This is a genomic window from Niabella sp. ZPM-14 (assembly GCF_055693045.2).
Map to the genome: position 1 here is coordinate 600,959 of NZ_CM181148.1, position 22,442 is coordinate 623,400.

At 42.0% G+C, this 22,442-nt stretch carries 26 protein-coding genes; 1 reads left to right on the forward strand and 25 read right to left on the reverse strand.

Features of this window, described 5'->3' with window-relative positions; genetic code table 11:
• Positions 1-2 precede the first annotated feature (2 nt).
• From ACU37H_RS02315 to ACU37H_RS02385, 15 genes are all read right to left on the reverse strand, one after another.
• Positions 3-506, reverse strand: a complete 504-nt coding sequence (locus ACU37H_RS02315; RefSeq protein ID WP_472702748.1) for a hypothetical protein — start codon at positions 504-506, stop codon at positions 3-5.
• A gap of 1 nt (position 507) precedes the next feature.
• Positions 508-810 carry a hypothetical protein gene (locus ACU37H_RS02320; protein WP_472702749.1) on the reverse strand — a complete coding sequence of 101 codons (303 nt, stop codon included), beginning with the start codon at positions 808-810 and terminating at the stop codon, positions 508-510.
• Positions 811-829: 19 nt separating this feature from the next.
• Complete coding sequence (locus ACU37H_RS02325) at positions 830-2,908, reverse strand: SGNH/GDSL hydrolase family protein (protein ID WP_472702750.1); 2,079 nt, start codon at positions 2,906-2,908, stop codon at positions 830-832.
• Between the two features lie 7 nt (positions 2,909-2,915).
• Positions 2,916-3,440: a hypothetical protein gene (locus ACU37H_RS02330; protein ID WP_472702751.1), complete on the reverse strand. Its 525-nt coding sequence runs from the start codon at positions 3,438-3,440 to the stop codon at positions 2,916-2,918.
• 64 nt (positions 3,441-3,504) lie between these two features.
• Positions 3,505-6,156 (reverse strand): phage tail family protein, encoded by a 2,652-nt coding sequence (locus ACU37H_RS02335; protein ID WP_472702752.1) that lies wholly within the window; start codon positions 6,154-6,156, stop codon positions 3,505-3,507.
• Positions 6,156-10,379 carry a coiled-coil domain-containing protein gene (locus ACU37H_RS02340; protein ID WP_472702753.1) on the reverse strand — a complete coding sequence of 1,408 codons (4,224 nt, stop codon included), beginning with the start codon at positions 10,377-10,379 and terminating at the stop codon, positions 6,156-6,158. Before ACU37H_RS02340 ends, ACU37H_RS02335 begins: the two co-directional genes overlap by 1 nt.
• A 196-nt stretch (positions 10,380-10,575) precedes the next feature.
• Positions 10,576-11,055: a hypothetical protein gene (locus ACU37H_RS02345; protein WP_472702754.1), complete on the reverse strand. Its 480-nt coding sequence runs from the start codon at positions 11,053-11,055 to the stop codon at positions 10,576-10,578.
• 58 nt (positions 11,056-11,113) lie between these two features.
• Positions 11,114-11,644 (reverse strand): hypothetical protein, encoded by a 531-nt coding sequence (locus ACU37H_RS02350; RefSeq protein ID WP_472702755.1) that lies wholly within the window; start codon positions 11,642-11,644, stop codon positions 11,114-11,116.
• Position 11,645: 1 nt separating this feature from the next.
• A complete protein-coding gene (locus ACU37H_RS02355; protein ID WP_472702756.1) occupies positions 11,646-12,077 on the reverse strand; it encodes a hypothetical protein in 432 nt (143 codons plus the stop codon).
• Positions 12,074-12,547: a hypothetical protein gene (locus ACU37H_RS02360; protein WP_472702757.1), complete on the reverse strand. Its 474-nt coding sequence runs from the start codon at positions 12,545-12,547 to the stop codon at positions 12,074-12,076. Before ACU37H_RS02360 ends, ACU37H_RS02355 begins: the two co-directional genes overlap by 4 nt.
• A gap of 310 nt (positions 12,548-12,857) precedes the next feature.
• Positions 12,858-13,217: a hypothetical protein gene (locus ACU37H_RS02365; protein ID WP_472702758.1), complete on the reverse strand. Its 360-nt coding sequence runs from the start codon at positions 13,215-13,217 to the stop codon at positions 12,858-12,860.
• The gene (locus tag ACU37H_RS02370) at positions 13,218-13,559 is read right to left on the reverse strand and encodes a hypothetical protein (protein WP_472702759.1); all 342 of its coding nucleotides are present in this window, start codon (positions 13,557-13,559) and stop codon (positions 13,218-13,220) included.
• Positions 13,559-14,647: a major capsid protein gene (locus ACU37H_RS02375; RefSeq protein ID WP_472702760.1), complete on the reverse strand. Its 1,089-nt coding sequence runs from the start codon at positions 14,645-14,647 to the stop codon at positions 13,559-13,561. The genes ACU37H_RS02370 and ACU37H_RS02375 overlap by 1 nt, the downstream gene beginning before the upstream one ends.
• 21 nt (positions 14,648-14,668) lie before the next feature.
• On the reverse strand, positions 14,669-15,067 hold the full coding sequence (locus tag ACU37H_RS02380; protein ID WP_472702761.1) for a hypothetical protein: 399 nt from the start codon (positions 15,065-15,067) through the stop codon (positions 14,669-14,671).
• 18 nt (positions 15,068-15,085) lie between these two features.
• Positions 15,086-15,694 carry a hypothetical protein gene (locus tag ACU37H_RS02385; RefSeq protein ID WP_472702762.1) on the reverse strand — a complete coding sequence of 203 codons (609 nt, stop codon included), beginning with the start codon at positions 15,692-15,694 and terminating at the stop codon, positions 15,086-15,088.
• 238 nt (positions 15,695-15,932) lie between these two features.
• Between ACU37H_RS02385 and ACU37H_RS02390 the strand changes: the two genes are divergently transcribed.
• Positions 15,933-17,063 (forward strand): AbiH family protein, encoded by a 1,131-nt coding sequence (locus tag ACU37H_RS02390; protein WP_472702763.1) that lies wholly within the window; start codon positions 15,933-15,935, stop codon positions 17,061-17,063.
• A 711-nt stretch (positions 17,064-17,774) separates the two neighbouring features.
• Here ACU37H_RS02390 and ACU37H_RS02395 read toward each other — a convergent pair.
• From ACU37H_RS02395 to ACU37H_RS02440, 10 genes are all read right to left on the reverse strand, one after another.
• Positions 17,775-18,137, reverse strand: coding sequence for a helix-turn-helix domain-containing protein (locus tag ACU37H_RS02395; protein ID WP_472702764.1), 363 nt, complete (start codon positions 18,135-18,137; stop codon positions 17,775-17,777).
• Complete coding sequence (locus ACU37H_RS02400; RefSeq protein WP_472702765.1) at positions 18,130-18,441, reverse strand: hypothetical protein; 312 nt, start codon at positions 18,439-18,441, stop codon at positions 18,130-18,132. Before ACU37H_RS02400 ends, ACU37H_RS02395 begins: the two co-directional genes overlap by 8 nt.
• A gap of 264 nt (positions 18,442-18,705) precedes the next feature.
• Complete coding sequence (locus tag ACU37H_RS02405) at positions 18,706-18,903, reverse strand: hypothetical protein (protein ID WP_472702766.1); 198 nt, start codon at positions 18,901-18,903, stop codon at positions 18,706-18,708.
• Positions 18,904-19,092: 189 nt separating this feature from the next.
• Positions 19,093-19,425, reverse strand: coding sequence for a hypothetical protein (locus ACU37H_RS02410; RefSeq protein ID WP_494407580.1), 333 nt, complete (start codon positions 19,423-19,425; stop codon positions 19,093-19,095).
• A 3-nt stretch (positions 19,426-19,428) separates the two neighbouring features.
• Positions 19,429-19,761 (reverse strand): hypothetical protein, encoded by a 333-nt coding sequence (locus tag ACU37H_RS02415; protein WP_472702767.1) that lies wholly within the window; start codon positions 19,759-19,761, stop codon positions 19,429-19,431.
• A 2-nt stretch (positions 19,762-19,763) separates the two neighbouring features.
• A complete protein-coding gene (locus ACU37H_RS02420) occupies positions 19,764-20,033 on the reverse strand; it encodes a hypothetical protein (protein ID WP_472702768.1) in 270 nt (89 codons plus the stop codon).
• A 9-nt stretch (positions 20,034-20,042) separates the two neighbouring features.
• Positions 20,043-21,524, reverse strand: a complete 1,482-nt coding sequence (locus ACU37H_RS02425) for a phage portal protein (protein WP_472702769.1) — start codon at positions 21,522-21,524, stop codon at positions 20,043-20,045.
• 61 nt (positions 21,525-21,585) lie between these two features.
• Entirely contained in the window at positions 21,586-21,891 is a 306-nt protein-coding gene (locus ACU37H_RS02430; RefSeq protein WP_472702770.1) for a hypothetical protein, read from the reverse strand.
• Between the two features lie 8 nt (positions 21,892-21,899).
• A complete protein-coding gene (locus ACU37H_RS02435) occupies positions 21,900-22,115 on the reverse strand; it encodes a hypothetical protein (protein WP_472702771.1) in 216 nt (71 codons plus the stop codon).
• 2 nt (positions 22,116-22,117) lie between these two features.
• Entirely contained in the window at positions 22,118-22,438 is a 321-nt protein-coding gene (locus ACU37H_RS02440) for a hypothetical protein (RefSeq protein WP_472702772.1), read from the reverse strand.
• Between the last annotated feature and the right edge of the window lie 4 nt (positions 22,439-22,442).

Genomic DNA, 22,442 nt, shown 5'->3' on the forward strand with positions numbered 1-22,442 from the left:
GATTATTTTATTACACCTAAATCTTGCAGGTATTTTTTGTATTTTTTCTCCGACTTCTCTCCTGTCGCTTTTCTCCACTCAGAAAATGTCAGATACCTGACTTCTCCTGAACTATAAACCGGAGGAGCTTTGTAAATCACGACAGGCTTGTCAACCCCAACGCCATTACTGACGAAAACTGAATCGCGATAAACCGTATCGACGCGGGTTTTAATGACGGGCACTTTCTTTACAACCACTTTAACTTCGGTCTTCATGGTTTTTTTTGGCGGCCGGGCATCAGGTTTACTCGCAGCCTCCATACCCTTTACTATGTCCGCATTACTCTCGGCCGTTTGAATAAGATCTTTTGCCTGCTCAATAGTCATTGCTGTGTCCGGTTGGCCTTTGTCTTTAACCGGAAAGTGCTGTCCATTACCTACGCCGGGTGGAAATATCGAGTTGACCAAAAGTCCTATAAGCGTTATTATAGGGATAACCAGTACTTGAACTAATGCTTTTTTCATATCAATTCTTATTTATGATAGAGTCTAACTTTTCCTTTGTTTCCGCAATTTGCGGTGCGACCTGTTTCAGCGCTGGCACTACTATGGTTTGCCATTCCTTCAGTTCTTTTTTTAATTCGTGTATTTCAATGTCTTTTTTTGCTATCAATGCATCCTTGTCTTTATCTCTATTATTAAGGGTAACCCAAGTGCTGCCTATCGAGAATATCATTATTACAAATGCTAATGCAAGTGGATTCCTTTGCGCCCAATTGCCGGTTTTTATTGCTACATCTACCCCTTCTTTTATTCGCCTCACTTGCATTCATTTTTATTTTTCACTTTTATAAAGCTCCTATCTTATCAAACTCTGACACCCATCCGGCATCCAGAATTAATGTATATCCGAAATCATTGGGGTGTAAACCGTCTAAGGTTGTTATGTCCAGGTTTTCGTCATTAATGCGCGCAAACCTATACTGATCAACAAACCGCCATTTATTCATTTTTGCGACTGTTAGTATGGCTTTTTCATAATCCAAAAGTGTGTGACCTTGTGTGTTGGCAGATGTGGATGTGTAACCGTCGTTGTCTCGCCCTAATGCATTAGTGCAGATTACGATTGCGTCAGGAGAGATAACTTCCAGCCTATCTGCATATGATCTCAATGCCCCATAGTAGGTTAGGTTACCGGTATTGTTATTGTAATCATCAATAGTGCCTATTGGAATGTTGCGTTTGAAATCGTTCGTGATTGTGTCCAGGATAAATACAGCATCACTGACGGCTATCCAAGAAGACATTTTTGATTCAGCGATAGAAGATGCGTCGCCTATCGTTAACGCCCCTAATGAGTTACCCGAATAAGCATACTTGGTGTAAGAATCGAATTCAAAAATCTCCTGTAATAGCGTTTGAATGCCCCTGGCATTATCCCCGCTGCCTCCGTAAGGGTTTCCGTCCTGCCACCATATAGAATGACCGGTAACCACGAGATTTTTATGAATAACTTTTTTGCCAGTAGCTACTATGCTTCCCTTTAAAAAAGGCTGTGAGAGATCGAGAAGCTGGAGCGGCACAGTCAAATGTGAGCACACCCTAATTTTCGTGACGCCGGCCGGAATGACAATATTAGTACCCGATGTTGAGTCAGCAAGCTGCGGCAATAATTGAGTTGTTACACTTTCGTCTTCATTATATCCCCATGCGGGATATGCAGCGTTATTACCACTTATGTTGTTGTTGCCGAATAGCCTGTAAACACCACCTTCAACCACGGGGACGAAACCGGAAGTCCGCCAGTTTGCCGAAGTAGCGAATACGCCCGCATTGTTTAGATAGCCGTTTGAAATCGACAGCGGTATAGAATAATAGTCGAAAATATCGTCTGGAGCAACGAGCTTAGTTTTGCCGACCTCAGTTATACCTACCTCATAATCCACAACATTGAATTCCAGCAGGAGATCAAATGCTGATTGAGAAACGGGGAATGTAGTATCATTCAAATCGGACGACGTTGAAACAGACGGAGCAGCGTACCCGTTGGCTGACGTGAACAATGCCGCCGGGGAAACGCGTTTAAATGCGAATGGCTTATTGGCTCGGATCTGCACCCACATATCCCCGGTATATAATACCGGATCAATATTTAACTTATGCGACGCCGTAGTAGCGGCTATACCGGTTACTGTTTGTCTATGTGACAGGATTAATTCGCCGCCTGGTGACTTTCCTTTGAACAGCTTTATATCTATCTCGGTTACTGGATTTGATGAACTCTGCATGAACGTGAATGTTACTTCGTTAAATTTCTTAGGCACTACGCCAATAGCAGCGCTTACCCCGTGAACGCTCCCTAATGTACCATTACCTGCTGTGGCAGTGGTCGTCTTCTGAATCTCCCCAGTGCTGTATAAAGCTTTGCTGAACATTACATCCTGCGCAACGACCCGATCCGTAACGTAATCAGACACTGATTTGCCGGTCTCCGCTTTGTCAGTGCTTTCCGCATCCAAGCTTTCACTAAGTTCTAACCCGTTCTTAATACTCTTGCTCCATGTGTCTGTTGAGGAATTATAAACCAAAAATGGAAAAATCTGATTACTCTCAGCCTCCGTGATCGTAATTGAAGGCGCTGCGCTACCATTAGCCAGTTTCAGGTTCGAAAATACCAAGTCACCGGTTTGGCTGGTTGCCCTCATTGCCTGGTAAGTCACGTTATCTGTCGGAGCCGTTGTTGTGTCGGTAGTAAAAAGGGGCTTCAAGCTATCTCCTGGGTCGCCTTTATCTCCTTTAAAAATAGTGGCCGGAGCTAAAAAAGTGCTGCCTGTTGCTGGCAAATCATTATTGTCGACAATAACTTTTAATTGTTCTAGTTCGACTCCGCCAGGCAAAACTGGTATATCTTTGGTTGTACTTGCCATTATAGTTTTAGTTTACGAACAACGGTTCATTCTCGACCTCTAAGGTCTCCCCGTTTATTTTGAAGTAAAAAAGATCGTTTGTCGGAAGATCAGTTCGGCTAAATCTGCACGTGAGCACTAGATTAAACCCAAAAGCAAGAAGAGTTGAACCTTTTATTTTTCGTGGCCTGTTCGGGTCAGTCATATTGGTGTAAAAGACCTCTGTCACAGCATCCAGTTCGCTACATTTTAAGACTCTCCAACCGGGTTTATCAAACGCCTCCTTTAAAAGATTATACCTACGCCAGAATTGATCATATGTCGTGGCCACAATGAAGCATTGAAGCGTTATCGGCTTGTCCTTGTACTTTGGATTTGCAAGGTCATATTCAAGCCCATCCTCGTCTAGCCAATCATGAGAATAAACCTCTTTTCGCTCCGCCCACCGTAGAATATCATTGCTTCCACCGCCCACTACCACACCATATTCTATAAACATATCCTTGTCATCCAAAAAATACATACCTTGGGCTATGTTAGAAATGGTACTCATCAATGCAAATTATTTTGGTATCTATCTATAAGAGATGTTTATTTCATAACGATGTAAAAAGTTGTTACGATAACTTGTTTCGCCCAGTCATCATAATCCACATATCCCCTTCCGTAATGTCATTTACGTCAACCTCGAAATAATTTTCTGTTATATTGAATACTATGGGGTATCCGTTCGCGTTCTGAGAGCTTCCCATAACCACCATAGGGCAATAATCCAGATGTCCGAGGTTGTGATTGAATCGGAATATGTCGGCACCGGTATCTATGTTGCTAATGGTTGGGTTGAGATTTGAATTTTTGAACATATTCGTCATAGTGAGGGCGAACGAAGGGCCGATCACTATTCTCACGTGTATAAGAACGCCTGGAGCATTCCAATACTCTCCAACTCTCTGACCAAAAACATGACCACCAAAAGATCTAAGTGCGTAACCATTTGTTAAACCTGTATTGGCAGTTATGTGCAATCCCGTCGCGTTATTTCCATACACCTGGATATGTTGTCCAAACCGGCCTTCCGTGTCTGTTCTGACCGAAAGCATTGGCGCGTTTTCATTTTCATTTATTCTAACATAACCTCCATTGCCGTTCAGGTTTTCGAACTTTAGAGAAGTTTCACCATCTGCATTGGTAAGGGAGTTTTCGCCGAGTATTAATCCCCCTATAGCTCCCTTAATCGCGAACAGACCGTCGTCATCGAGGATCACGGCCCCGTCAATCGTCCGTAACATTCCACCAGTTACCACACCAGAAATGAAGGCGTCGACTAGCTCAGCGTTCTCGGCATGTAGCACGCTATTATCCAAATCGAAATACGTTAACGTGTCCGCACTTTGAATTCTACCCGTAGTGATATTGTCGCCAACGATAGTTGTAACTCCGGACACCATGTCAAGAGATCGGTGACCTTCGGAATCAACTTCGTAAATAACACCTGCCAACAGATGAAAATAACCCGGTTCGTCATTTGGCTGAATTTGATCAGTTGAAATAACCCATTCGCCTGTCAATGCATTTTTTGACAATTTAGCGTACAGGTAATAATACTTCGTTGGATCTAAGTCGGCTGTCGTTGAAAAAGAAGCCATATCCCATATGTATCCAAGATCGATAGAAAGTTCCATGTGAATTAAAGCCCCTGGCGTAATTTCTACATGGTTGGGGTTTCCTTCCTTGTTCAACACGAATACAACGCCGTTCAGCTTGAAGTTAGAGGCTCTTGACCCAATGAGTAGTGCTATGTCCGGATCAAATAATATGTCGTTTACTAATCTCCGTTGTCTATCATAGAAGTTTCTGAAGGAAGTGATCCTTTTCGGGTTCAATGCCTTGGCTTGGTCAACTACAAACTTGGTTTCTTTGTAATCGATGTTATCTTTTGATATCTTTGATATCGATGGAATGTTGCTTATCTCCAACGTGTAATCCCAGGGGCGTTGCAGGTCTCTTTCGACTTTGTTGATCCGGATATCGTTATCTATACCCATAGAGCCATCAGTGATGTGAGCCTGCATGTGTATCGTAGGATTTATGCCGTTATCCCTTAAATAAAGTGGATCACAAACAATATTGTATTGAACCCTGTTAGCCGGGTTTGCGTTGTTATCGTAATATTCCTGTCCTTTTTCCAGTAATTCATTTTCAGCGGCTGTAACATATGACTCTGGCATCGCAATATCATAAATGAAATACTTGTCTCCGACTGCTGGCTTGAATGATTCGCTGGGCACGGTAATGGCCTTTTCGTCTTGATTTTGAGAAAGAACAAATTTCTTAGTAGCGTGATCATAGCTAACTTCAAACTCCCACCCGGCCAGTATCCCTGTCGTGAATGTAACTTTAGGAACCAAATCAAGACCATGGTCGTTGATGTCAAAGTCCAGGGTTGTGTCAAAAAAGGTGAATTCGTCCCCTACGGCTGTAACCGTGCCTTCTCTTTTCGGGAAAACCTCTTCAAATACCTGGTCTGCTTCAATTATCTCCGGGGAGGGAACTATTGGATCTATGTAATCACCTTGGGTCACGGGCATTAGCAATCGCTTCCCTCTATAATCTTCTGGAAGGTTTTTATCCGATCCATACACGAAAAGGCGATTAAACGGATTGCTCGCGTCTTTATTGACCCGTTGAATTGAGTAAAGGCCTTTGCCTTTGCCGTACTCAAAATATAGGATGGTAGGCACCACCCGGTTTCCGAAATTTATTTGAGTTCCATCAAACCAGTACTCCATCTTGTATTGATCGGCCAGGCGCTGCAAGGCTTCCATACAACTTATAGAATCGAAGTCAAAAAGGGCTACCTCAGTCGCATCTACGGTGCCCACAGTCCACGTCTCACCCCTCCGGGCCATATTAGTGCAGATTAACGAGATTAAATTTGCCGCATTGTCCATTACAGTAAACTTAATCTCGGTCGGATTGTTCGACGCGTCCAATCCTTTGAAGCGACATTTGGTGAGATTATAAAATGAAGCCTCGAACTTTAATGAATAGTCATAATGGAACCGGCTGCGCTTAGTAGGTTCGCTTAAAATGTTTAACGAATACCATCGACCATTATAATCTATCTTATCCCCTACCTGAAAGTCGAAATAGTGATTTAGGAAAAACGTGCAGTTTATGACATCCTCGCCCATAACTCCTGCGGTATGTTTTCCTTCAGGTTTTATGGTCGCTATGACGACCCCGCCTCTATAAATGCTTAACTCCATTATATTGCCCCTCCTGCGCGCTGCACATCAGTAACGCTTTTTATTTTTTGGTCTAAAGATTGTAAGTAGGCCATTGATCTATATGTATTCCTTTCAATTTTGGTTAAAGTGTCCAGGCTCTTGAATGCCAAGTCAATTTTGGTTTTGTTGCTGTTGATCATTTCAAGCTGCATCCCTTTAGTAGTCGCCCCCAAAATGTCCGCCTGCTCTTGGGTTATTGACTTAATCCCGGACGAAATTGATTGAGGGGAATTAGTGCCATTTGTGGGGCTGAAAAGGTCAAAGCCGTATTGCTTGCCTTGCTCCTTTGCTGCTTCGAGAAAATCAAAAAACGCTTGTGGCGCTTGACCGGCGTTCTGATAGAACCGTGTTAGATCATCTATCCAGCTTTGATCACCTCCTAATTGATAACTTTCCTTCATTTCCTTCTGAAGATTCTCTACTAACGGCTCGAAAATGGCAGCGTAAGCGGCTTGGGAAATCAATTCCTCTATAATCTGTGAGACTGTTTTTTTAAAGACATTTGCCGCGTCTTCACCAGCTTTGAAAGCTTCAACTAACGCGCTACGCAACTTATCACCGATATCTACAATAACGTCATCAATGATTTTCACTATCTCCTGGTAAGCGTCCTCATAGGCTTCCGCCTGGTTTATGATGTTTTGCAGGATAACTTTACCTTTGTCATCTATTAAATTGTTAGCTATTAATTGCTTAGCCAGTTCGACATTAAGAACTTTAGCGCCGTCAGCTGTTTGCATTATCAACTCGGGCCATTCCTGCATAATACCACCCCAGACATCTTTTTTCTTTTTCCCCCCAAATAATCCTGAGAAAAAACCAACCACACCCCCAACTACAGCCCCCACAACAGTACCGATCACGGGCACTACGCTTCCGATAACAGCTCCGGCTGCGGCTCCAGACAGCGCATTGCTGCCCACCTTAGCCCAATCAACTTTGTTCCGTTGTCCAAGTTTAGCTTGTATCTTATCAATGTCTTTTAACGCATCTTGGTACGCCTTGAAGGAGCTATCCCTTAAAGCTACCGCATCCTTCATGTCTTGAGCGAAATCCGTAGATATGCTCAGGCGGTTCATTTCTTGCCGTATTTTCAGTTCTTCCAGCGTTGCGTCAATCATTGCATACTGGAAGTTCATTCGATCTAATTCATATTGCTTTTCAGCAGCTCGTCTTTGAGCGGCTGAACTTACAATTGTGTCGATGGTTTGAAGTACAAATTGAGCCGCTGCAGCTATAGCATCAAACGACGTGACACCTTCTGTTTTAATTTTTTGAAACGTAGAAATCAAGCCTCCCATCTGGGAGCCAATCCCTGATAATAATGATCCTAAGTCAGTCAAGGCGCCACCATCACCTCCCAACTCTTGCAGTGACTGACCTAAATCAGAAACCGATGGAGCTAAACTCGCTATCGCATCAAGCTTTTTGTTGAACGCATCTAACTCTTTTCCGGCTTTAGCAACTTCAAGGGCGCGAAGTTTCGCTTTAAGAGCATCGAGTACCACACCCGTCTTTATTCCTGCTTTTTCCGCTTCTTTAAGTTCCTCCTTTGTTTCGGATATTTCCTTATTGATTTGCTCAAGTTCTCGTCGATCTGGAGACTTATTAAGTAAAGTTTTGGTGAACTCAAGTTTTCCCGTCAGAAACTCTCGTTGTTGATGGGTTAATGTAGAGTTTTGAAGCAGATACTCAATATCTTCTATCTGCTGCTTTACAGATTCCGTCGTAATCAGAACGATATCATCGAACATCTCCCTTGTGCGTGTGATCGCATCCAGGTTATCGGCATCAACATTTGCCAACTCATTGTTTCTCGCATTCTCAATCCCGGCTATTAAATCATACCGACCTTCCGCCTCTGCTTTCCTTATTTCTTCATTGTAACGTTCAGTTATCGATAGTCTTTGCTGTTGGAACGACTGATACTCTCCCAATGCATCTGCCAGCCATTTGGTTTGATCAGACTTCGACTGAGCGTTCGCGTCAGCCAACAGGCCGGTTAGTTGTGAAAACAATGCAGATTCAGCGGGGTTCAATGAACCCTTTGCTTCTAGTTTATCGTACTCAGCCTGAACTCTTGACAGATACGTAGAATATTTCGCCGTTAGCCCTTTGTAAAGATCATCGGCGGCCTCTTGTCCATACTGTTTTTTGAAGTCCTCGTAGTCCTCATAAAGTTTCTTCTGTTCTTCCAGTTGTTTGATAAGAATCTCCCCAGCCTCTTTATCATTTGCGAGAGTTTGCGCATATGCTCTACCACTCTCGATATCGGCAAGGGCTTTTTGTTGTTGCTTAGGGGTTAATTTAATTTTATTATTAGGGTCGTCATTAAACTTTTTAACTTTATCGATCAGGTCGTTGAAATAATTATCGATCTTTTTTTGTTCACTTTCCTCATCTGGTCCGAATTGAATCGCGTATTTATCTTTAGCCCCAGCAATTTCCTTTAACAACTCGGCCAAGCGCTGAATGTCTTTAAAGGTGCTTTTCCCAGAATTTTTTATTCCGTCGAAGTTGAACCCCTTTGATAGTTTATCGAACTCGGATTCAAGCTCCTTGCTGGATGCCAAATATCGATACATAGAAGCGAAACCTTCTGAAAGAGTATCCGTTTTGTTTACAAATCCCTGATCTAAAAAATCCTTCTTATACTGTTCGGCATTTTTTTTCCAATTGTCCCCAAACGGCAATTTGGCAAGAAAGTCATTAACTTTTACCAGCCCTTTATCGAAGCCCGAAAGAAAATCTATAGGCGCCTTTGCTTGGTTAATTATATTTTCTTTTGCCGCCTCTATTGCTAGTTCCATCGCAGCAAATGATTTCGCTCTTAGTTCTAAAGCCTTGATGAACCGAGGGCCGCTATCTATTATAAACTTTTCTGCTTCCGAATAGCTATTTGCCTTACCAATCGAATCACCAAATGCTTTATTATAGTCATTTACTATTTTTTCTTTTTCCTTAAAGCTTTTACCAGATTTATTAACTCGATCTGTTAAATCAGTCAATTGCACTTTTTGTCTAACAAAGCCGTCAACAGCCTTCTCGGTGATATTGACCATGTCTTTTTGTGCCTGTAGAATAGGATCTACGTTCTCTTTGAAAATCTTTAATGATTTTACGAGCTCTATTATTCCTTCAGCAAGGAAACCGATTAAACCAGCTAAACCTAAACCCGGTAAAAAGTTAGCAATATTCTTGAGACCGCTCCACAGGCCGTCAAAAGCTTTTTTTATACCACCGGTATAATTCCCTACTTTACGTCGGTGATCTCCAATAGCTTCACCTGACTTTATTAAGGCTTCGTTCGTCTCTTTCAGCTCTTTGGTAATTTCTTTACCTGCGCCAGATTTTCTGGCCTCTTTACCAAGCGCATTGTATTGTTGGGTCAATATCGCCGCCCTTGCCTTGAGCTGATCCACGCTTCCGGCAGCGGAAAACATTTCCTGCTTTTGTAGTTGTATGGCTTTATTCGTTTCGGAAATTTTCGCTTTAAGTTCCGCCTCACCAGCTACTAGTTGCGATGAAGATTTACCAGCCGCCTTTTTTTCTATTTGCAGCTCAGCTAGTTTATTCTTATATCCTGCGAGCCGCTTTTCATTATCTTCGAGCGAGCTTTCGTGAAATAGCCATTGATTGGCCTCGTCAGCTACACTCTTAGATAGTTCTTCTGACGCTTGAGCAAGCTGCTTCTTTTGAGTCTGCTGTCTCTTATAAGCTGATGATACATTATCTATTGCGACGGCCTCATCTTTAGCACCACTTGAAGTAGAGTCCAATGGAGGCTGGTTGTTTTTTTCAAATGGACTTCCAGCATCCTTGACCCTTTTTTGATAATCTGCCAGGCTTTCCTTTTGTTTCGCGGCCGCCCTTTCGCGCTCCTTGTTGATACGCTGCTCCTGCTGGTATTGAAGAATCGCAGTTTTTACGTCCAATTGTCTTGCCCTGGCGAGCTCGGTCATATTTTTGGACTCAATTAACGCAGCCTTTGCCACTTCAGCCCTTGCTTTTGCCTCCTTAACGGTCTCGATAAGGACGGATTTATTAACCGTTAACGAAATTGGCTTAATCTTGAGTATCTGCTTATTCGCGTTATTAACCAAGTCGCGGATTGTCATATCCACAACCTTTGCGTCTTTCTTTATCCCGGACGTGTTAATCCCGGAATCCCACCATAATCCACCGTCTATTTGTGAAGCCATTAGCTATTTCTTTGCATTAAGGAATGTGCCATCTTCTCAGATGGCGTTCGGGAGTCTTTTTCTTGTGAATAGTCGGGAATTGTAGCCAGAAGCATGACGATGTTCGCCCAGCTCCGTTCATACATTATTTCATCCCACGTCATTCTGAAATACTTCATAATGCCGCCTATCCTTTCCCAGGTGCTATAATTCTCACCTAGTCCATGGGGTTCGTCTCGATCCTTATGCCTTTCATCAAGACTATACCATTCAAAAAAGGGTTTATATTCATCTGTCTGAACCCCGCCTCCCATATCTTTTGATAGTCGTCATTATCTAAATCATTTTCAACCAGATCTAACAGCCACTCAGAAGGCTCCTCTCGCGCAGGCGTAAGTAGCACGGCGATACAATACACCACATCTTTAAAGTGCCTAGCCATCATCTTGTGGTACACCTGCATTATCGAGTCTTCATTATGGAATGGCGATTCATCTAATTCAGCCAATCGGTTGATGATGCGGTACTGCTGCGCACCCTTCAATGGGTATACTTGAAACTGATACTTAACATTTTTAGGTTTACGCCAAAACTGCCATTTAGGTATGGTTTCCCGGCCTATCAGGGAGACAGTAACGGCCCTCTCAAGCAACATTTCCGTCTCCTGTTTGTCGATATACTCTTTCTTTATATCCATGGTAAAAAAAAGAGCGGCGACATTATCACCGCCCTATAGGGTTAATTTTGGTTTACAATTACGCTACTGGCGGCTGAGTTTCGATCACATCCTCAAATCCGGTATCAACGGCCGTTGCAGTCGCGGTGATTTGCCATTCAGGAAGTCCAGATTTTTGCTGAATGCTGTTTTCAACAAAAGAAATGCTGGCATTGAAAATCTCGGTAGTCTTGTTGAACTTGTCGGTCAACTTAACGTATAGTTTTTTGTTTTGCGCCGATTTTGGTGGCGAGTATTTCGCGCCTACCGCGGGTGGCCCAGCAGAAGCGGCTGTATAAGTACCACCTTCAAGTAATGCCTTCAATTCGAAGTCATTTGAGTAAGTAGTCCATTGGAAAGCCCTGGCGCCAGGTGTTGAGTTTAGGCGCTCCAGAGGCGTATCCTGCTCTTCAATAGGAATGTCTGTGAAAGTGTCCTCAGCCTTGCTGTAGACTGCCGTATCAACCTTAGTGAAAGGCACCTCTTTTAATTCTGCCGGTGCAGTGTTGTTGGTAGTGGCTGTTCCCACTTCTATTTTTTTAAGTCCGTAAAACGGTTTCCAAGTAGCCATTTTAATTAAGTTTTATGTTTTGGTTCTGATTAAGGTTTACTGAGAAAATATTAACTCTTTGATTGTATAATGAATAGGGTTTGCCCTCTTCGGAGAGTATTCGGACGATACCTAAGTCGGTGGATACGGTTTCTGTGGTTGCATCCTCTAAAAGCGGCTTTATTGCTAAAAGAATCTGATCCATGGAGGTGATGTCCCGATTGCCTGAGAGCAAATCTGGAACGTAAATATTGACATTAACGGTTCCTTCCTGAACCTGTGCAAAACCCTGTTGTAGAATATTGATGACAATGAACTTTTGTTTTGCGGCCATTACCGCATCCAGCTCCTTTAAATTAGGCTCGTCGATATAGATTCTACTCACCAATGACGTAACCGACGGGACGTTAATTAACGCTCTTACTTCTTCTATAGCTCTCAACGGTGTGATCATTTCCTTTTCCTGTTTATATCCTTCATTAACTGAGCAATCCTTGTTTTTAGGAATGCTGAACCTTCCTTTGATCCGCCTGTCAACACATCGCGCCCTTTTGCCTCTACATATGCCGCATATCCCATCGCCGCTGTAACCACCAGGAGGTAACCTTCTTTAATAGAAAAGTCTCCAACTTCGTTTGCCAGTGTTTTGCCAACTGCCGCGCCATCAAACAGAGAAAACTCATTCGGTCTCGCGTCGTTTGGATAGTATTCAAAGATGTTCTTGCCATCTTTAAACAGGATACACCCCTCTGAATTTCTCAAATTTGCCGTCCGGTTCTGGTAGGTGTCAAGTGATCTGATATAATCAACCGTTTCTTTTCCGGCAATTTTGAAAATGTCTTCCAGCGCCTTCTCGTGTTGATCAAACCGCCGTTGGATAAATTCATCCGCCCTTACGACCGGTTTCATGGGTTTTAGTGGCATAATACGTAAGCGTTTAATAGACCCTTATTGTACTGCTTTACCACCCCGGTAAATGTTAGCCCCGAGCTTGCGTCTTGAACGCTTAATTCGGTTTCAAGAGGGATAATCGGCGCGTCCAAATCCATGTAAAAAACGAACTTCGGGGCTGTGAAAGAACCATCGGTGCCACGCTGAACGAATTGCGATACCTTGGCATCATACCTACCCACTACAGTGACAGTTTGAGAAGAGGTAGGATTAGGCATACCTGTATCCGGATTGTAATCCCCTCCGGAAATAACCTGGTAAGTCCCTATATCGTCTCTTGGTATCATCTTTCTAGTAAGTGAGACACATCAGTGATCTTGGCAACGCCGCTATATTTCTCAATCAAAGAGCTGCATCCGCTATCAGCCGCCCATCCTTTTATTTTGCCTCGCAAATAAGGAGATGCCGAGTCGTATGTGATCGACATACCGCCTTCTGTTATAGACTTAATGCCTGTTGTAGCATTAACGCCTTTCAAACCTTCATCGATTAAGGCACCGTAGAAAGAACAGTTGATAGGGTTCGATTTTGACTGCACCCAAAGACCTAAAGGATCTATTCCACGCACCATAAGAACAGAAGCTATACGCTCATCGCTCACATTGCCGTCAAGTAAAATCCTAAAGGCCTCCAGGTTGGTCATCTATTTTTCTTTAATAAGCTCTTTTGCGAGCAAATCTTTTATTCGATCAGCAGTAAAGCTTTTTGGTACATCTTGCCCTTCTTCGTAGGAAATACTGAAATTATCCTTATCATTAAAGCCCGATGCAACAACGTACTGTTTAGCTTTCTTGCTTTCTTTTGCTTTTTCCTCATCTTTAGGAGTAGTAATCAAGCCGTAAATAGTAGCGATCTGCTTTTCAGTATAGCCTTTCTCATCGGCAGCTAGTGCTGCCGTAATTTCCTCCTGCGTTTTACCTTCTGTATGAAGAGCGGCGTAATGGTCAGCAGCCGCTTGCAACTCTTCTTTTTTAAGTTGTGCCATTATGCTTGTACAGTTTTAGTGTCAAGAGTTACGATTTTGGTCGCGCTATTAATGACAGGAATTACTTTTGCCTGAGCTTTAGTGTGCTCGGTAAAGAAAGGATCTTGATCCCTGTAGAATGATGTGAGCGTATAGCTATCTGCTGTGCCATATAGAATCCCCTGCACCGGCCTTTGGGCTTCGGTTAACATTGACCATTGCAAATCACCTACATTAGATGTCGGAGTAAATACAATCGTCCCATCTTTCCAGGGCGTTTTTATAGTACGTACACCATCGATCTCATACATAGTTTGGCGGTCTACGACAATAACATCATCAAGCTGAAACTTGTCTTTAAGCACGTTTTTAGCGGCTTCTAAATTTAAACTTGGAATATTAGCCACACCTCCTACAAAACCACTCATGAATCCAAAATAAGCTCGAGCGGCGTCGTTGCCGTAAATGCCCTGCAAGGCCGTCTTGTCTATCCACATCACCCGGTTATTCGGTTGCAGCTTCATTGCATTCTCGATATCCTCTAACGGTTTTGCAGTAGCAGTACTAGACCACAATACACCTACACCTATTTTGTTTTCGGTTTTATATCCATAGTCTATCCTAAGACCTACTCCTACATTATCGGTGTCCATTAAGGCAATGCCGTTTGATAAACCGCTGAGGAAAGTATCTTCCAGTCTCTCATTAACTCCTGCAATTACCCGAGGTAAGTCTTGAAGCAATAGCCCTCTCACGTCTTCAACTGATCGCGCACGATTGATCATTAAAAGAACATTGTCCAATTGCTCTTCATCCAGCCATAGATGTTGCCCAACCTTAGGGATTTTACCGCCTGCAGATGCTACTGAGTCACGGCTTTTAAGGGGCAAAGAGGAGTTGGTAGACACATAGTCTGCCATGATTAATGCATTATCCTTGCTTTTGCTTTCCCATCTCCCGGTTAATGATTCAGTAACAGTTAGGTGCTGTTTATGCAAGTAGCCCGGTTTTGCCTCCTGCCCGTTGAATAGTTCCGAAATGTCGGTTGTTTGTTGCGCAAATATGTCCTTATTGACATATTCTATAAATTGTGTTTGTTCTGCTGCCATTTTCTTTGTTTTGGTAGTTTATTAGTCTTTGTCGGCCCTAAATGACACTCTTGGCAGCACGGTTTTGATGGCTGACAGAATATCGACATAATCATGATAGGCCGCCTTGTGGTTGACTTCTCCCGCGGTAAGGATACCTACTGTAGGAAGGCTTGTCAGGGTTGTCTTGTTGCAAATACCCTCAAAGGTGTGCCCGGTTGGAAGCGCTACGAATTTAGTTCCGTCGTTTCCCAGGGGTTTATACTCTCCTGAGGACGTCTCCCTGATAATTGGATTTCCAGCATAAATGATTTTATCCGAAAAACCAGTGACATTAAGTGTTTTGCCGCCGCGTACAGTCAGAATACAGTCGCGGATGATTATATTATCTCTTGACGTGTTGACTTGCACTTCGGCTGTATTTAAATCTGCTACTGCCATTTTGCTTTTTTTAGCTTGTTAATAGATGTTTGATACCAGCTTTTTTGCTAGTGCTTTACTTTCGTCGTCGGACATTTTCTTAGAGCTGTGTCCTCCAACGATTACACCACCGGTCTTTAAACTATCTTTCGCCTGATCTGCTAAAGCTGTTTTCTCGGCTTCCAGGAATGAATCGAAATCCTCATCATCCTTGAAGGTCAACCGATCAAATTTTGCCAACTCTCGCTCTTTTAGTTTTTCGTCCTTACCTGAAAACAATTGGGCATATGCCGATTTGCGGCCATTCACAATCTTTTCTGTTTTCAGAGCTTGCACTTCACCCATGAGGGCTTTAGCCCATTCTGGAGTATCATCCGGCTTTGGTTCCGATGATGGTTCGGGATTTGGAGTTGGTTCAGATTTTGGTGTGGGAGTTTTTGCTTTTCTTTGAGCCTCGGCTAATGCATCGTCTTGCTTGGCGATATCAGCAAAAGGAAAATAAGAATCGAACTCTTCCACCTTAGCATCTATTTCGCTTTCGTCTGTAACTTTCGCTGCAATTCTCGCCGAAATCTCGTCAAGCCTTGTTTTGCGAATGTTTAAAGCCGGGTATTTAGCCTTTATAGCTGCTGCAACTTTTTCATTCATGCTTTATGATTTGTTTTAAAGAACTTACTAGCTAAAAACAGCTAGTTTCGGTTGTGGACATAAAATTGGCTTAAAGCGAATGGGTGTAAAACCGCACGGGTAGAATTATTGCAATAGTTATAGGATAGGCTTTTGTATGCAGAATTTACCGGTCTACCTTCGTACTGGTAATCGGTTAATTGTTTTCCCTTTTCAGAAATGGAAGGGGTTTTTTATTTTTGGGTAAAAACGATTGTTTATGAACCGAATTATTCTGGCCGGCAACGGCTTCGATCTGGCCCATGGATTAAAAACCGCTTATTCTCACTTCATCGAGGGGTATTTAACAAACATCAAGAAGTTGTTTGATTCTGGCCAACTTCCAAATGACGCGATAGCCGGGATGGAATTTCTTCCTCAAACTTATAAATATCACCATTATATTTTCAATATCCTTAAAACAGCTAAGCTCGAAGACATGGTATCCATACTCAAAAATAATTATGGATCAACCAGCTTAGCTCGTCACACAAACGACGTTTCAGGACGATTAAGCAGCGTAATAAGAAACAAACTATTTTTTTCGTGTCTGACCAACTACAAAACGACTGGGTGGGCTGGAATAGAACAGGAGTATTATCGGACGCTTATTGGAATCGCCAAAGGGAATAGTCCTGTCGATACGTTAAATAAATCTTTACAGGAAATAATTGAAATGCTCTCAGATTATTTAAAGAAGAATAACAATGCCGCGCGTTTGAACACCATCGAAAGAATCATTTTCAAAGATTTCGATCCATATCACTTTTCCATGGAGAGTCGATCTCATTTCGATGAATTGCTCGTCACGGACTCAATGAGGTATGAGCCAGAAAGTATACTTTTATTGAGCTTCAATTACACAGACACAGCATTGCTATACACTGGTAACGATAAGATAACATCTATCAATATACACGGCAAACTGTATGGGGAAGATAATCCCATAATCTTCGGTTTCGGTGACGAGATGGACGACGACTACAAGATGCTTGAGAGGAAAAACGACAATAGATACCTCGACCACGTGAAAAGCGTAAACTATCAAAGGAACGATAATTACACTCAACTGCTAAACTTCATGTCATTGGGGCCGTACCAGCTCGTCAATATGGGACACTCGTTTGGGTTAAGTGATCGAGTAATGCTCAATATGCTCGTAGAAAATGAGTTTTGCAAGTCTATTTTATTATACCATTACAGGCATGACAAGAAGGGTTCTACCTACGAGGGAACAGATTATAAAAAGATGGTTCAAAGTCTCTCGAGGCATTTCAATGATAAGGCTAAGATGCGGCGCCTGGTAGTTCCTTACGATATAAACGATCGCATGCCGCAATACGATGATTAAGTTAGGTAGTTGTATTTTTTACGTCTCCAAATGAGATTTAAAGCAAATGCGAACGAAAAGTATCCGTAGGCTATGTGCGCCATTATCGACAAGGTGCGAAATGTCCTATTCTTAAGGTGTTCCCTGAATATGGGATAGCTCCGGTTCATCAAATAACCCACAAAGCGCAGGCTTCCAATTATCTGCTTATAATCCACGAGGATATAACCTTTTCTTACTTTCTTGTGGCTGAGTAAATATTCAACCTCCGACAACCAGACTATCGGCTCTTTATCTGCTTTCCATTGGTTGCACTCTCGGCAGCACTGCAATATGTTTTCTCCATTTACCCCCGTTCTGCTGCGCGGCACAAAGTGATCCCTCGTGCATTTGTTCGTGTCGCTGAACGTCCTGCGACAATAGCAACAATGAGTGTGTTGGATCCTCATAAACAGCATATTTAATAAGACAAAAAGCCCGATTCATCCGGATCGTCCGGTTTGTTCAGGTCCTTTAACACCCAAAAGAAAAACGCAGCAGAAAATAATACGTTTATCCAAATAATGGCAAAAGTTTTAAAGTTGGATCATCTTTCACCCAGAAAGCCCGTATCTCGCGGGCAGCCGTTTTTCTGGGTCAGATACTGTTACATAACTTTTGATTTAAGGTGATAATATCTTTCACCGGAAAACCCCGCGCGAGGCGGGGCACATAACTAAATATTCATGGCAACTATTTTTTATGAGATGCTATAGCTTCATCAACCAGCACCTCTATTTCAAATTTTGATTTACGCTTCTGCTTCTTAATCCACTCTAATACATCCGACTTGTCGAATAGCACTTTTCCGCCCATCTTGAAAGATGGTATATCTCCCGCCGCAGCCTTCACATACACAGTATGCACATTAAAGCCTATTAATCTGGCTGCCTCTTTAGCGCTAATATTCTCTGGTTGATCTTCTGTTGGTTCTTTGGGCTGGGTTTTAACCGGCATTAGTTCTTTCAGTGACTTAACCTCTGAAATCAACTGAATTACTAATAATTTTAACTCCTGAACCTCGTTAGGTAATTCATCAAAAGATGGTTTATTCATAGTCAAAAATTGTGTCTGAAAAACTAGAATCTGCAAAATCAGTAGCCCCATACTTTAACAACTCATCTTTCGACTTAAAAACCCTAAAAGATGGCAAAGTAATTATCTTCTTATTTGCTCCCTTATCGCCATTATAATAACGGGGGCAACACAACTCGATTTCCTCACACCAGAAACGCCCTTTATTTTGACCTATCACAAGTTCATACACACACCCCTCTACTATCATTGTATTCCAAAAGAAAAAAACTATATCTCCAGGCATTACATCTGGGTTCTCCATTTCAATTTCTAATTGTGGCATAATTAATATTTTAAACAAATGTATTTACATTATCCATACATTCCAAATATTTTCTGTATTTTATTTTTCCATACATTTGCACTATGGATAAAACATCGACAATACAGATGAGGATTAGCGAAAAGTTAAAAGAGGAAATGACAAAACGAGCTAAAGAACTTAACATGAGTTTGTCAGCTTATATCGTTTACCTTGCGCAAAAAGATTTAAAGAAGCTGTAAAAATCCCCACGTAGAAGCGCAGGGACAAATAATGAAAAAACCTCTATGAATTTATAAATGCGGCAATTTTCCTTGCTGCATCACGAGTAATTTTTATCTGTAAACAATTTTCCGAATCGGGTATGTCGGCTTGAATTACTAACCGTCCGTCCACATCACCAACATATATCGCTCCTTTTTTTCGCTCAGCCTCTGCTACAATCTTTTCGGCAGAACCTGTCAAAATTAGCATTGATGTCATATATTTTGTTTTTATTGACTTAATTCATACTTCTATTTGTCGAACTTGAAGTATTCGGATATTGATTTGATGAAAACCGAAGGCTCCACGTATTGATCACCTTCTTTGATCTCCTTATAAGAAAATCTTCCGTTTTCCTCCTATATCAAATTTGTTGTCAATGACCATCATGAATCATGAGTTAAGACTTTATTGCCTAGTCTTGGAATTATTATCATCTGTATAACTACAGTCGGAATCAACTATTAATCGAGAACCATTAATAGACTGATCGTAGACACGCTTTGGCACGTAAACATCTTCTATAACAGCCTCACCTTTATAAGTACCGGAAATTCGCAATATGTAATCTTCATCATCTGTAACCACATAAGGTATAAGTATCGTAGTCTTACCTGTGTATATTGGCATCAGCATTACATACTCTTTTTCTGGCTTATAAATGCGATCAATTACAACCCCCTCTTTCAGTCTATTGCAGGATACTGCTATGATTATTAAAAATAACAGAGTAAATCTCATAACCTAATTCTTATATCGTTCCACCGCATTCACCAGGTGAACGCGAATCAACCTGAGTGTCCGAATGTGGTCGGGCTCCTTGAAATGTCTTGAAATAGCTTCTATTGCGCCGGTAACATCCCGGTTGAAAATAGCGATATGAAACTGCTCAGATGATCTTTGAGGGACACCAACGGCCCGGAAATAGCTGCGATAATCGACTTTACTGCGGAATTGCTGTTCATTTAACGGCGTGTCCTCCATCTTGTAGGTGTCGCCTATATTTGCGCTGCTTTTTGTTTCTCTCGCAATTACCGGAGCGTATATAGGACGGTGAGTGATCGGTGGTGTGGTCATGCTTACTTTTTATTGGTTCTTTTGTGGGTGCCTTTACGAACGTAGTGCATTCCGTAAATCTTAGGCGGAATGCCGGGATCGTGAAACTGATATCCTGCAAATGGGTTTAATTTGGTTACGGGGCTCGTAGTTTCTGTAATAGCGGCTTGTTTATCCTTTTGGGATTGAGATGTTTGATTGGTTGGCGTCGGATTGCTTTCTGCAGGGGTTGCGATTTGACCGCTGGCCATAAGCGCCGCTGCTACACCAATGAGTGCTACTGCTTTTTTCATATTGTGTGTTTATTGATTTTGATTATTGCCCTCAGCTTCAAATACCTCTCGCTTTTCTTCATTTTTCTCGATCTCGGGATCCGGAGGTGCAGCCGCTTGCTTTTCTGCCATTATCTTTTTATACTCGGTCAGTGAGTCCTCAAAGAATGGGTTTAGCTTGCAGGCGGTTTCCAGGGAAATCATGTCAGCAGTGTACAGGTCAATTAGCATCTGTACCCGTTCTTTGTCCTCACCCATCATATAAGGAATGACTTTGATGTCGATTTCTACATTATTCAGATCGTCTTTCCATGATGGATTAAGAATCGCCAGAATCGCCTTAATGATATTGTAACGGCGAGTGAAGTAGATATCAAAATCCTCCATCTTATTCATTACCTCCAAGTGAGCATCCATGAACAGGGTTTTAACACCCTCGCCAGACGCAGCATTGCCCATGCCTTTCATTTCTTCAAATGAGGTTTTCGGAGTTCGGGTCAAGGAATATATCTTATCCTCATTCCGGTTGAATTCAGCCTCTAAGCTGTCGGTCGCATTATTCCATGCTATATAGTCCAGTTCGCCTTTTTCCCCTTCTATCTGAACAAAGTCTTCAATTTTATTCGATACGGTAGCGTTCTTAGCTACGAGAATGGGAAGGGCGTGCCTGTCGTTGATATCTCCGTGATTGGAAGCTAAAGTATCCTGCCGGTCACATATCCTCTGCACCTTGTAATATTCGGTATGAGGCTGCCAACCATATGTAATGGGGATTTTACCCAACTCCTTTACGTAGGCATCCATAGCTTCGACATCTTCACTAGCGTCAATCTCCCAATCTTTCGTTTTAACGAGCCGAGAATATCCGTCGCTTGTCCATGTTTCCAGGTATTCCGTTTTCTTGCCCTCTAGATCAGTAATGATAAACCCGCGAGAAAAGGCTTTCAAATCGCCCATCCGATCATAAAAAGGATAAAGCACATCCCCCTCATCTGGCCGAAAAACAATAGTCTTTATTTTGGAATCAGTATCGAATCCGTATTTATTATGGCTATCAGCACCGGTCACAAACCAGTATTCGGCAACCTCGTAGAATGAAAACTTAGTTCTCGCAACCTGCCGGTTGATGCTATCTATCTTTACATCTTTGTTTACCTGGTTGATGGCATTAATAATAGCCTTAGCGCTATTGTTTTCCGATGCGGTAGTAACCTGCAAGGGGTTGCCAAACATGAACGAAACTCGCTTATCGACAATATCACCTTGATAGCTGAATGGTATCCGGTTTACTTCCTTTAGTTCGGTACTTTTCTTTTCAATATCCTGCTCATCTTTGGTGATCTTAGTAACCTCCCTCTTCTTACGCAGGACAGGATCAGTAACCGCATGCAGATTTGGATCGAGGGATTTTTTCGCCTCTTCGATCATTTCGTTCGTTACCTTCCGTTGTGATTGTAAGTATTTAACCCGCTTGTTTAAGTCGGTCTCGCTAATTATTTCCTCAATCTGCATGACTGCAAGTTGAGAAATAGGTTAAAGGGTAGCGAAAATGAAGTTATAAATATTGAAGTATTTATAGGATATGTAACTCAACCGTTGTAATAGGTGGTGCTCCGGATTCGTCAATTATATCATTTACACGTATTTCAGCCTTGGGCTGACCCTCAACATTAATTGTCAATACTTGTTTTCGATTAGCAACGGATCTATCAATAAGAACTTTTTCTATTTCTTCACGACTACTTTTTTCTAACTCCTTCTTAAAGTATGCTAACCAAAAAGCTTTGAAGCACACATCAATCTTCACATTCACTTCTGATAAATGGTTTGCTGTAGCGTCCGAAATCGCAGACATAAGATCAGTTATTTTAGATGGCATTTCAAATCTCATTTTATTTCCTCCAAATATTGTTTTAGATAGTCGATCCAGATTTCCTGGGCGCGGGCCTTGGCGTCATCGATAGTGTCGCTTTGATCAGCGTACTTTGATTTAAAATACACTAAGAATTTGGAATCTTGCCTTATGATAGCAAAGAAATTAGCCTTAATAGAGTTGATTCCATTCTCTTTCCATTCAATCAGCTTTATGGTGTATTGTGTCATGGTTAAATAATGTATTTTTCTAAATTCTTTTCAATTGTGTTTAAGTTTTCCCCTAAAAGAACCTTCATTTCCAATATATCAACAGAATATAAAAAAACCTTTAAAAAATCCTTCTTAATTACAAACTTATACACCATCCCCCGATCGTATTGTGGTTTAAATCTATCTGTAAACTCATCAATTAAAACAATGTCGCCGATTTGAGGCCTGAAACCCAAATCGATGACATCCGAAAACCCTACACCTTCTTCGGCATAGTATTTTTTGTAGTCAGAATCGTCTAAAAAATCGGCTGGATCGTGTAATTCAAATACTACTTTCATATCT